Raw genomic sequence first — 12,098 nt, forward strand, 5'->3', positions numbered from 1 at the left:
TATCATGGAATTAAATTTAATCATCGACATTCTTTCTGAACTGGATAATTTTCAACGAAAACAACCCAGCAATTCAACGACTTTAGAAGATTTTCGTCTATACTTAAATGAACAGGCTTACGAGAAGGAGACTCCCCGGAATCTTACAGAAAAATTCGATTTGGACGTCTATGATCTGGAAAATGAAATTGCAAAGCAAGTCATTATGTTAGGTAGATATTCTAAGCAATTGATCAAGAAATCACTGGAAAATCATCCAGATCTGGTCAACGAAGATTTCACATATCTTTTCAGAATGATGGATTATCCATCATTAACGAAGATGCAGTTGATCGAGAAAAATGCACATGAAAAACAATCGGGTATTGAAATTATTAAACGTTTAGTTCGAAATGGTCTTTTTGTCGAAAGTCCGGATGCTAATGATAAACGAAGTACCAGGATTTCAGTGACAGAAAAGGGGAAAAAAGTATTTAAGGAATCTATGAAAGACATTACCATCGTTTCTAAAATAATGTGTGGTAGATTGACCGATGACGAAAAAATCCAGTTGTTGGAATCCCTAAAAAAGCTCAATACTTTTCACCATACCGTTTATACGAATTTAAAAAATGAAGAACCAAGGGAAATTTTGAAAATGGTGCATAATGACCGATAAATTAACGATTTTTTGGTTTCGACGCGACTTAAGATTGTCTGATAATCACGGACTTTTAAAAGCTTTGGAATTCTCAGAAAATGTGTTGCCCATCTTTATTTTTGATGTTGAAATTTTGTCAAAAATTGAAAATAAGGCCGATAAACGCGTTGACTATATTTTTCAGGTTTTAAAGATTCTGAATCAACATCTTGAAAAAACGGGTACGTCGATTAAAATATACTACGGAAAACCCCTCGAAATATTTAAAGAGTTAGTCCAGGATAATGATATTGAAGCGGTTTTTTGCAATGAAGATTACGAACCATCTGCGATTAAAAGAGATCTGGAGATTAAAGAATATTTGAATAAAAATAAAATCGATTTTCACAGCTTTAAAGATCAGGTTCACTTTCATAAAGACGAAATACTAAAATCTGATGGCACGCCTTATACCATTTACACGCCTTATTCGAAGCAATGGCTCTTAAAATACACCTCCGATAACGTAGAAAATTACGCAAGCGAAAAATTACTGAAGCATTTCTGCGATGTGGAAAAGCAGACTATTTCTTTAAAAGAAATCGGATTTGAGGAAACGGGTTATGTTTTTGAAGCGCCCGTCATTAGTTCTGATTTAATTAAATCTTATCACGAAACGCGCAATTTTCCAACCGTAAAAACCTCGGAGATGAGTGTGCATCTTCGCTTCGGAACGATCAGTGTCCGAAAACTTGCTGCTGCATCGGCGAAACTCAATCAAACGTATTTGAAGGAATTGATCTGGCGGGAATTCTTTATGCAGATTCTTTATCATTTTCCAAAAGTAGTTCATCAATCTTTTAAGAAAAAGTATGATCATATTTCCTGGCTTTATGATGATGATATTTTGAAAAAGTGGCAGGAAGGAAAAACCGGATATCCGATTGTAGATGCGGGAATGAGACAATTAAATGAAACTGGTTTTATGCACAACCGTGTTCGAATGGTTTGTGCAAGTTTTTTCACCAAACATCTTTTAATGGACTGGCGAATTGGGGAAGCGTACTTCGCAGAGAAATTACTGGATTATGATCTTTCTGCAAACAATGGGAATTGGCAGTGGAGTGCCGGAAGCGGCTGTGATTCGGCGCCTTACTTCCGAATCTTTAATCCGGAGGAACAACAGAAAAAATTTGATCCGGATTTTAAATATATCAAGAAATGGGTCAAAGAATATGGAACCGATGAATATCCAGAACCCATTGTGGACCATAAATTTGCCCGAGAGCGCGCGTTAGAAACCTATAAAAAAGGACTGGAATCCGCTGAGGCGATCAAGAATTAAATTAAAATTTTCAGGCTTTTTGGCAAAACTTTAATATGAATAGGAGAGTGTATTTCGGTATATTCTCCATCCAAATGCCAATCTTGCGTATTCACCGTAAATTCAATCTCGGGGACAGAGATGTAGGTGAGGTAATCATTCTCCTTCAATCCTTTTGTAAACATGCGTATTCCAAAAAGTGGCGCGTGCCATATAGGAAACTTTTTCACCAGCACTACTTCCAGCAATCCATCCACTGTACTTGCATGGGGCGCGATATAAGCATTATTCCCGAACTGACGGGTGTTTGCCACATTCAGCATTAAATAGTTACCATTATACTGCTCATATTCTTTGGCGGAAAACTGTAACTGAATGGGTTTGTACTTGAAAAAAGTTTGTAAGGATACTTTGATGTAATTCGCAAAACCGCGTTTTGTCTTTTCAAATTCTTTCACCACTTTTCCATCAAAGCCAGTTCCTGAAACATTGATGGACAGGTGATTGTTGACTTTAAACGTGTCGATTTCCCGAAAGTTTTTATTATTAATTTTAAGAAGGAGTTCTTCTAAATTTTTAGTAAAATTCGTTTCATTAGAAAAACCATTTCCGGAACCTGCCGGAAAAATCCCTAAAATCTTATCTGTATTAATGAGTTTTTTTGCAACGGAAGAAATAGTGCCGTCGCCACCAACAGCCACAAATATATCGATGGTGTCGAAATTTTGATTAATGAATTGATCCGTGCTTTCAAACGATTCTGAGATGAAGAAATTGGCATCCTTCACTTTTTCTTTTAAAAGACGAACGAACGGTTTATAATTTTTTTTCGCAGAAAAAGGATTGATGATAAAGGCGACATTTTTCATAAGAAGACAAAAATAGAAAAAAGCAAGTACATAAACTTGCTTTCAGCGTCTTATTATAGAGATAGGCGTTCTTTAAAATCTGATTGCAGAAAGAGTTTAATGTCTGATAGCGGAACTTTAATTAAAACAGTTCCGGCAGCATAGGCGGTTATTTCATACTGATTATAAAGAAAATATAAATACTCCTTATCAAAATAGAAATTATTATTTAACGGAATCTGTTTTACCAGGAGCATTTCTGCCTGTCCACGATCTGCATCATTTTTAAAGAAATTATCACTTAAAATTCGGTCCCAGATTTTGGGATCTTTTTCAGAAATTACATCATCCAGCTGAAGGGTTTTATTATTTTTAAGATCAAAAACTTTATACTTTTCATAATAATAACCATGAGCGCCACCTGTAAATCCATCGCCCGAATACTGTATTGTTAAGTAGTCAAATTCATTGGAAAATACCTTCATGTTGGAATTACTGTTCCATTTTTGCGCAGAAACGGGTGTGAAATCAGCCAGCGATTTTTTCTGCTCTTCGAAGTAATTTTTCTTTTTGAGGTTTAAAGCTTCCTTAAGATTTTCTGGTGAATACTCTTTTAAAAGAATATTTTCTGTGTGATAAATAGAGTCCAGAACAGCCTTATTTTTAATTGAAGGCAACATCAAAATGTTTGATTTATAGCTAAGCAACAGATTTTCGTTTACCCTTAGAGAATCATTTACGCTTATGGAATCAACTGCAAAAAGAGTTGCTTCTTTTTTCGCCTGCTCCGTGGTATTTATTGTATTTTCTGTCGTGTTTTTTTCTTTGGTACAAGCCGTAAAAGTGAGGGCTAAAACACTTAAAATAATGAATGAATTTTTCATTTTTAAATTTAATAAAAAGATTCTATTTATAAAAAAGAATTTTGAATGAGTAATTATAATAAAAAAAACTGCCCAAATTTTGAGCAGTTTATATTTAAAGATATTGGGTTTTTACACGTCAATTTTTGCATAAATTGCATTTTTCTCAATGAATTCACGTCTTGGTGGAACTTCGTCGCCCATTAACATAGAGAATACATTGTCGGCATCTGCTAAACTTTCGATGGTTACCTGTTTTAATATTCTTTTTTCAGGATTTAATGTGGTGTCCCAAAGCTGTTCAGGATTCATTTCCCCTAAACCTTTGTAACGCTGAACTTCAACTCCTTTGCCATCCGGGGACATTTCGAGGGTAATTTCTTCACGTTCTTTCTCGTTGTATGCGTAGACTTTTTTGTTTCCTTTTTTCAAAAGATATAAAGGCGGCTGCGCGATATAGATGTAACCGTTTTCAATAAGCTCCTTCATATATCTAAAGAAGAAAGTCAAAATCAAAGTAGAAATGTGAGCACCATCAATATCCGCATCGGTCATGATGACTACTTTATGATAACGTAATTTTGAAATATTCAGTGCTTTGCTGTCTTCCTCTGTTCCAACAGAAACTCCTAAGGCAGTGTAAATATTTTTAATCTCCTCATTGTCATAAACTTTATGAAGCATTGATTTCTCAACATTCAAAATTTTACCACGTAAAGGTAGAATCGCCTGGAAATGACGGTCACGACCTTGCTTAGCCGTACCACCTGCGGAATCTCCCTCCACTAGGAATAATTCAGATATTTCTGGATCTTTAGAAGAGCAGTCAGAAAGTTTTCCCGGTAATCCGCTTCCTCCCATTGGAGATTTACGCTGAACCATTTCACGAGCTTTCTTTGCTGCCTGTCGGGCTTTCGCTGCAAGAACTACTTTCTGTACAATAATTTTTGCTTCGTTTGGATGCTCTTCTAAGAAATTAGAAAGCATTTCGCCCACGATCTTATCAACAGCACCGGAAACTTCAGAGTTTCCTAATTTTGTTTTTGTCTGTCCTTCAAACTGAGGTTCCATTACTTTAACAGAAATCACAGCCGTTAATCCCTCACGGAAATCATCACCGGTAACTTCTACTTTTTCTTTTGCCGGAAGTCCTAATTCGTCAGCAAACTTCTTTAAAGTTCTTGTAAGCGCTCTTCTGAAACCTGCAAGGTGAGTTCCACCTTCGTGTGTGTTGATGTTATTTACATAAGAATGTAGATTCTCATTATAAGAAGTATTGTATCTCATCGCAACTTCAACCGGAATATTGTCTTTTTCACCTTCCATGAAAATTACATTATTCATGATGCTTTCGCGGTTTCCGTCGATGTATTCTACAAACTCTTTTAATCCACCTTCCGAATGGAAAACATCACTTTTAAAACTGCCGTCTTCTTCTGTAACTCTTTCATCAGTTAGCGTGATCGTAATCCCTTTATTTAAGTAAGAAAGTTCACGTAATCTGCTTGCTAAAGTATCATAACTATAGATCAGTTCCTGAAAAATAGTATCATCAGGCTGGAAGAAAACTTCCGTTCCTCTTTCATCAGTAGTACCGATTTCAGCAACATCTGCTAAGGCTTTCCCTTTTGAATATTTTTGCTGGTAAACTTTACCATCTTTATAAACAGTTGCAATTAATGAATTAGAAAGTGCATTCACACAAGAAACCCCAACACCGTGCAATCCACCGGAAACTTTATAAGAATCTTTGTCGAATTTACCACCCGCACCAATTTTGGTCATTACGACCTCCAATGCTGATTTTTGCTCCTTCTCATGCATGTCTACCGGGATCCCACGTCCGTTATCTTTTACAGAAATCGATTCTCCTTCGTGGATAACTACCGAGATCGTGTCGCAATGCCCGGCTAAAGCCTCATCAATCGAGTTGTCGATTACTTCATAAACTAAATGATGCAAACCTCTTGATCCTACATCTCCAATGTACATTGATGGACGCATTCTCACATGCTCCATTCCTTCTAACGCTTGTATACTACTCGCTGTATATTCTTTTTGGCTCATATTTTTTATATTCATCAAGGCGAATCCGCCTTGAATTTCTTACTACTTTTGATTAAAATTTTACTGAAAATAAAGTGATTTTCTTCTATTTCAAAATGCTAACAAATATACTGAATTTCCTCGGAATATGAAAGTTAAAGAAGTCATAAAATTGGGTTGGTTTTCAACAAAAAAATCCTCAAAATTTGAGGATTTTTATTTTTTGGAAGAATAAAATTTAGATTGTTTTCATCCAAACCACATCATCAATTTTCTCCACTTTTACTAAATTATATTTAGTTAAATTTTTCGTCGCTTTGTCCCATTTCTTTCCGGAAAGTTGAGATTTTACTTTCACAACGCCTAAAGTCATCGGTTCTTCTGAAGAATTCAAAATCTCCAAAACCAATTTCTCATCTTCATCCAGTTCGAAAGTTGGCGTTGCTTTTTCCGGTTTCATTTGTGGGAAAAATAAAACTTCCTGAATGGATGGATTGTTCGTTAAATACATGATCAAACGGTCCATTCCAATTCCTAAACCTGACGTTGGCGGCATTCCGTATTCCAAGGCACGTAAGAAATCCTGGTCGATGAACATTGCTTCATCATCACCTTTTTTACCTAATTCTACTTGTTTCTCAAAACGCTCTCTTTGATCGATCGGATCATTTAATTCCGAATAAGCATTCGCGATTTCTTTTCCACAAATCATCAATTCGAAACGTTCGGTTAAACCTTCTTTGCTTCTGTGTTTTTTTGTTAAAGGCGACATTTCGATAGGGTAGTCGGTAATGAAAGTTGGCTGAATAAAGTTTCCTTCACATTTTCCCCCAAAAATTTCATCAATTAATTTTCCTTTACCCATCGTTTCATTGACGTCAATTCCGATCGATTTTGCGAAATCAAAAAGTTCTTGTTCTGATTTCCCAGTAATATCAAATCCGGTGTATTTTATAATCGCATCTGTCATTGAAATTCTCTCAAACGGTGCTTTGAAATCAATTTCCTGCTCTCCGAATTTTCCTTTCGTAGTTCCATTTACCTGAATCGCACAGTATTCCACTAATTTTTCCGTGAAATCCATCATCCAATTGTAGTCTTTGTAAGCTACATAAATTTCCATTACGGTAAATTCCGGATTGTGAGTTCTGTCCATACCTTCATTTCTGAAGTTTTTCGAGAATTCATAAACACCATCAAAACCACCTACAATCAATCTTTTCAGATATAATTCGTTGGCAATTCTTAAATATAATGGAATGTCTAAAGCGTTGTGATGCGTGATAAACGGTCTTGCAGCGGCTCCACCTGGGATTGACTGTAAAACAGGTGTTTCCACTTCAAAATATCCTGCATTATTAAAGTAGGTTCGCATCGCATTGAACAATTTTGTTCTTTTAATGAAAACTTCTTTAACTTGTGGATTTACGATTAAATCTACATAACGTTGTCTGTATCGAAGTTCAGGACCATTGAAAGCGTCGAAAGTATTTCCCTCAGCATCAACTTTCGGTAACGGAAGCGGTCTTAATGATTTTGTTAGAATTTTGAAATCCGTAACCTTCACGGTCATTTCACCAACTTGCGTGTTGAACAGTTCACCTTCAATTCCGATGATATCACCGATGTCTAAAAGGTGTTTGTAAACGTCATTGTAAAGTGTTTTATCTTCACCAGTACAGATTTCATCTCTATTAAAGTAAACCTGAATTTTACCTTCCGAATCCTGAAGTTCCGCAAAACTTGCTTTCCCCTGAATTCTACGACTCATCAAACGACCTGCAATCGTAACTTTTTTACCTTCAACAAAATCTTGCTTAATGGTTTTGGTCGTTTCTGTAATTTTATATTCATCGGCTGGAAAAGCGTTAATACCCATTTTTTCAAGGGTTTGTAACTTTTCTCTCCTGATAATTTCCTGTTCTGATAACTGCATTTGTCTTGCTATTTTAAGAGTGCAAATTTAGTAAATTTTTCGCTAAGATTTCAATGTTGAAATTCAAGATAGATTTACAGATTGAGTAGTAATTATTTCATTTTTAAAAGTCATTTCATTTCTAAAGATTTTCCTCCAGATAAACATGATATTTATTTGGATTGATTCCAAATCTGCAACATATTATATTCTATCTACTATTTTCCGTAAATTTGTGTTGTGAAAAAATGGTTTATTTATTTCCTATTGTGTACTTATCTTACTTCTTTTAGTGAGGTCAGACAACTGGTGAAAATGCCGAGATTGGTTGAGCATTTTATTTCACACAAAATGGCGAATCACGATATGTCAATTTATGCCTTCATTAAGATGCATTATATTGATGAGCATATTGTAGACAGTGATTACAAACAGGATATGAAACTGCCTTTCAAAACGCATGATTTTTCCCATTCGATTGTTAATCTCAATATTCCGCCAGAAAGTCCAAGTTTAAACATTTTACAACAATCCATTTATGTGGATCGTTCGACTCATTTTTCGTATTCTGAAAAATACTATCCTTCGGTTTTTTCTAAAATTTGGGAACCTCCAAAAATTTAATTTAAAATTTCAGTCTAAATAATGATGTCTGGTCTTTCGATTTTGACAGTCATTAATCTTACTTATAGTTTAATTTTAAATTAAAAAAAATGGACGAATTACATTTGCATTTGGTGGTCAACCATATGCCGATTATATTTCCTATCGTTGGAATTATAATACTTCTTATCGGAATTTTCACTAAATCCGAAGTCACTAAACGAAACGCTTATATCATTTTTATTCTTGGAGCAATTACTTCCATTGCTGCCATGGGAACAGGTGAAGGTGCCGAAGATTCTGCAACAAAAATCGCAGGCCTTTCTGAAAATCTGATAAAAAAACATGAAGAAGTCTCTGAAATATTTGCAACCTTAACGTATGTTTTAGGAGCAATTTCCTTGATTGCTCTCATTGCCAGTTTAAAAAACTCCATCATCTCTAAATATGCCCCTTTTGTTGTTGGCATTTTCGCGGTCGTTGCATTATTTTTTGCACAGAAAGCCGGGACTACAGGCGGCGAAATTCGCCATACCGAAATCAGAACGGGCCAAGACTTCGACTATCGAAATTATGAAGGCAACGGTCCGGCTTCCAAAAGTGATAAACATGATGATTAACAATGTCAGCGTATCATGCTCTGGCAACTTTTTAAAGAAAAAATATGCTTAATAAAATAATAGAATTTTCCATAAAAAATAAACTGATCATCATTTTGATGACGCTTGGTTTAATTATTTATGGATTGTTTGAACTCAGAAATCTCCCGATTGATGCGGTTCCTGATATCACGGATAATCAGGTTCAGATCATTACCGTTTCGCCAAGTTTGGGCGCGCCCGATGTCGAACGGTTTATCACCTTTCCTTTAGAACAGATCAATTACAATATTCAGGGAATCAAGGAAATGCGAAGTTTTTCGCGCTTTGGTTTATCGGTAATTACGATTGTCTTTCATGACGATATCGATTTAATGTCTGCTCGTCAACAAGTTGCAGAACGGCTTCAACAAGTCTCGAAGGATATTCCTGTAAGTTTAGGAGTTCCGCAAATGGCCCCAATTTCCACGGGTTTAGGGGAGATTTATCAATATGTTGTCCGTCCGAAAAAAGGCTACGAACATCGCTATAATCCGATGGAATTACGAACCATTCAGGATTGGATCGTTCGCCGACAATTACTTGGAACTCCCGGAGTAGCAGACGTTGCCAGTTTTGGTGGCTATTTAAAACAATATGAAGTCGCTATAAATCCCGCCATTCTTAAATCGATGGGCGTTACGATTACCGAAGTTTTTGATGCCTTGCAAAAAAACAATCAAAATACTGGTGGTGCTTATATTGAAAAAGGACCAAGCGTTTTGTTTATCAGAACGGAAGGTTTGATGAATCAAATTCCGGACATTGAAAATACGGTCGTCAAAAATTTGCAGGATGGAACTCCGGTTCTCATTAAAAATATTGGGAAGGTTCAATACGGAAAAGCCATCCGTTACGGTGCGATGACTTATAATGGCGAAGGCGAAGTTGCCGGCGCCGTCGTAATGATGATGAAAGGAGCGAACTCCAATGAAGTCATCAAAGACGTAAAAGGCAGGATTGAAGAAATTCAAAAAACACTTCCGGAAGGAGTGAAAATCGATGCTTTTCTGGACCGAACAAAAATGGTGAATAACGCCATCAGTACGGTAAGTAAAAACTTATTGGAAGGTGCTTTGATCGTCATATTCGTCTTGGTTTTATTTCTTGGAAATTTCCGTGCAGGACTTTTAGTTGCGTCGGTTATTCCTTTGGCAATGCTTTTCGCCATTATCATGATGAATATTTTCGGTGTTTCCGGAAACTTAATGAGTTTAGGAGCGCTGGATTTTGGATTGATTGTCGATGGAGCGGTCATAATTGTGGAAGCTATTCTGCATCGATTCAAACATTTGACAAAATTCCAGGACAAAAAGATCTCTCAGGAATTTATGGATAGAGAAGTTTATACTTCTTCCAGTACCATGATGAATTCGGCAGTTTTCGGACAGATCATTATTCTGATTGTTTACTTGCCGATTTTAACTTTACAGGGAATTGAAGGAAAGATGTTTAAACCAATGGCACAAACCGTAATCTTCGCATTACTGGGTGCTTTCATCCTTTCTCTGACTTACATTCCAATGATGAGTTCTTTGTTTTTATCTAAAAAGATAGATTTAAAGAAAAACTTCTCAGATAAAATGATGGCAAAGTTTGAAGCCTTTTACCATCGAACTTTAAATTTTGTTTTAAAGATTCCTAATCTGGTTTTCTTCAGCGTTGTCGGATTATTTTTAATCTCTTTATTCGTCATGTCGAGATTGGGTGGCGAATTTATTCCGTCCCTTCCAGAAGGAGATTTTGCTGTTGATACGAGAGTTTTACCAGGAAGTAATCTGAAAACATCTACTGACGCTGTGCAGAAATCTTCCAGAATATTAATGAAGAAATTTCCGGAAATCGAAAAGATTGTCGGGAAAACTGGAAGCAGTGAAATCCCAACCGATCCAATGCCAATAGATGCAAGTGATATGATGATCATCTTAAAACCTCGCAAAGAATGGACATCTGCTACAACTTATAATGAGTTATCGGAAAAGATGTCCGCCGAATTAAAGAAAAATCTGGTCGGCGTAACGTATTCTTTCCAATATCCTGTCGCTATGCGTTTTAACGAACTGATGACCGGAGCGAGGCAAGATGTTGTTTGTAAAATTTACGGTGAAGATCTCGATACTTTAAAATTGTACGCCGAAAAATTAGGTGACATTTCCAAGAAGATCAACGGCGCTCAAAATATTTACGTAGAACCAATTTCCGGAATGCCGCAAATCGTGATTTCCTACAAAAGAGAAGCGCTTTCGCAGTTCGGATTAAATGTCGAAGATGTCAACAACATTGTCAACACAGCATTTGCCGGACAATCAACAGGTTCCGTTTTCGAAGGCGAGAAGAAATTCGATTTGGTCGTCCGGTTAGATGGCGAGCAAAGAAAAAATGTTGATGATGTAAACAATCTTTTAATTTCCACACCAACCGGAACTGAAATTCCGTTAAGCACCGTTGCTGCGGTCGAACTTAGAGAAAGTGTCAATCAAATCCAGCGTGAAAATGCACAACGCAGGATCATCGTCGGCTTCAATGTCAGAAACCGCGATATTCAGTCCACCGTCGAGGATTTACAAAAAGTGGTCGAAAAAGATTTCAAACTTCCACCAGGATATTCAATTTCGTACGGTGGAACTTTTGAGAACCTTCAACATGCGAAATCCCGTTTAATGATAGCAGTTCCCATCAGTTTATTGCTGATTTTACTGATGCTTTATTTCGCCTTTAATTCCGTAAAATACGGCTTGCTCATTTTCTCCGCAATTCCACTTTCTATGATTGGCGGAATTATGTCGCTCTGGATTCGAGGAATGAATTTTAGTATTTCCGCCGGCGTCGGTTTCATCGCACTTTTCGGAGTTGCCGTCTTAAATGGAATCGTTTTAATCGCAGAATTTAACCGCCAGAAATTGCATCATTCAGATTTAAAAGACGTCGTAAAAATCGGTGGAAGAACCAGATTACGTCCGGTTTTAATGACTGCCTTAGTAGCCTCACTCGGCTTTTTACCAATGGCACTAAGTCAAGGCGAAGGCGCAGAAGTGCAAAGACCGTTAGCAACAGTCGTCATCGGCGGATTGCTCTTGGCCACGTTCCTCACGCTCTATTTGTTGCCCCTAATTTACATTTGGTTTGAAGAACATTTCCCAGACCGACGTAAAAAAATTGTAGAAATAAGTGCAGAAGAAGATGGTTATGATGAATAGTTTTTTTTGGGCAGACATTTCCGCCTTCCGTTCCCGCTTTTTTTA

At 36.7% G+C, this 12,098-nt stretch carries 9 protein-coding genes; 5 read left to right on the top strand and 4 right to left on the bottom strand.

Going from position 1 to position 12,098, the window contains the following annotated elements; translation table 11 throughout:
- Positions 1-4: 4 nt before the first annotated feature.
- A complete protein-coding gene (locus tag EIB73_RS01830) occupies positions 5-658 on the top strand; it encodes a MarR family winged helix-turn-helix transcriptional regulator (protein WP_125022084.1) in 654 nt (217 codons plus the stop codon).
- Complete coding sequence (locus EIB73_RS01835; RefSeq protein ID WP_125022086.1) at positions 648-1,964, top strand: cryptochrome/photolyase family protein; 1,317 nt, start codon at positions 648-650, stop codon at positions 1,962-1,964. Before EIB73_RS01830 ends, EIB73_RS01835 begins: the two co-directional genes overlap by 11 nt.
- Here the strand turns inward: EIB73_RS01835 and EIB73_RS01840 are convergent.
- From EIB73_RS01840 to lysS, 4 genes are all read right to left on the bottom strand, one after another.
- Entirely contained in the window at positions 1,961-2,812 is an 852-nt protein-coding gene (locus EIB73_RS01840) for a diacylglycerol/lipid kinase family protein (protein ID WP_125022088.1), read from the bottom strand. The genes EIB73_RS01835 and EIB73_RS01840 overlap by 4 nt on opposite strands.
- Before the next feature lie 53 nt (positions 2,813-2,865).
- Positions 2,866-3,675, bottom strand: a complete 810-nt coding sequence (locus EIB73_RS01845; protein ID WP_125022090.1) for a DUF3298 and DUF4163 domain-containing protein — start codon at positions 3,673-3,675, stop codon at positions 2,866-2,868.
- A gap of 111 nt (positions 3,676-3,786) precedes the next feature.
- Positions 3,787-5,721: a DNA topoisomerase (ATP-hydrolyzing) subunit B gene (gene gyrB, locus EIB73_RS01850; protein WP_125022092.1), complete on the bottom strand. Its 1,935-nt coding sequence runs from the start codon at positions 5,719-5,721 to the stop codon at positions 3,787-3,789.
- Between the two features lie 217 nt (positions 5,722-5,938).
- The gene (gene lysS, locus EIB73_RS01855; protein ID WP_125022094.1) at positions 5,939-7,636 is read right to left on the bottom strand and encodes a lysine--tRNA ligase; all 1,698 of its coding nucleotides are present in this window, start codon (positions 7,634-7,636) and stop codon (positions 5,939-5,941) included.
- 219 nt (positions 7,637-7,855) lie between these two features.
- Here lysS and EIB73_RS01860 point away from each other — a divergent pair, with 219 nt between their 5' ends.
- The 3 genes from EIB73_RS01860 (at position 7,856) to EIB73_RS01870 (ending at position 12,053) form a co-directional block, all read left to right on the top strand.
- Positions 7,856-8,239: a hypothetical protein gene (locus EIB73_RS01860; protein ID WP_125022096.1), complete on the top strand. Its 384-nt coding sequence runs from the start codon at positions 7,856-7,858 to the stop codon at positions 8,237-8,239.
- Positions 8,240-8,328: 89 nt separating this feature from the next.
- Positions 8,329-8,838: a hypothetical protein gene (locus tag EIB73_RS01865; protein WP_185144626.1), complete on the top strand. Its 510-nt coding sequence runs from the start codon at positions 8,329-8,331 to the stop codon at positions 8,836-8,838.
- Positions 8,839-8,882: 44 nt separating this feature from the next.
- Positions 8,883-12,053, top strand: a complete 3,171-nt coding sequence (locus tag EIB73_RS01870; RefSeq protein ID WP_125022098.1) for an efflux RND transporter permease subunit — start codon at positions 8,883-8,885, stop codon at positions 12,051-12,053.
- Positions 12,054-12,098: the final 45 nt, after the last annotated feature.

Source organism: Kaistella carnis (genome assembly GCF_003860585.1).
GTDB lineage: Bacteria > Bacteroidota > Bacteroidia > Flavobacteriales > Weeksellaceae > Kaistella > Kaistella carnis.

Bases quoted from the DNA above. Each gene is read 5' to 3' on its own strand.
- EIB73_RS01830 (WP_125022084.1), top strand. From the start codon at position 5: ATGGAATTAAATTTAATCATCGACATTCTTTCTGAACTGGATAATTTT.
- EIB73_RS01835 (WP_125022086.1), top strand. From the start codon at position 648: ATGACCGATAAATTAACGATTTTTTGGTTTCGACGCGACTTAAGATTG.
- EIB73_RS01840 (WP_125022088.1), bottom strand. From the start codon at position 2,812: ATGAAAAATGTCGCCTTTATCATCAATCCTTTTTCTGCGAAAAAAAAT.
- EIB73_RS01845 (WP_125022090.1), bottom strand. From the start codon at position 3,675: ATGAAAAATTCATTCATTATTTTAAGTGTTTTAGCCCTCACTTTTACG.
- gyrB (WP_125022092.1), bottom strand. From the start codon at position 5,721: ATGAGCCAAAAAGAATATACAGCGAGTAGTATACAAGCGTTAGAAGGA.
- lysS (WP_125022094.1), bottom strand. From the start codon at position 7,636: ATGCAGTTATCAGAACAGGAAATTATCAGGAGAGAAAAGTTACAAACC.
- EIB73_RS01865 (WP_185144626.1), top strand. From the start codon at position 8,329: ATGGACGAATTACATTTGCATTTGGTGGTCAACCATATGCCGATTATA.
- EIB73_RS01870 (WP_125022098.1), top strand. From the start codon at position 8,883: ATGCTTAATAAAATAATAGAATTTTCCATAAAAAATAAACTGATCATC.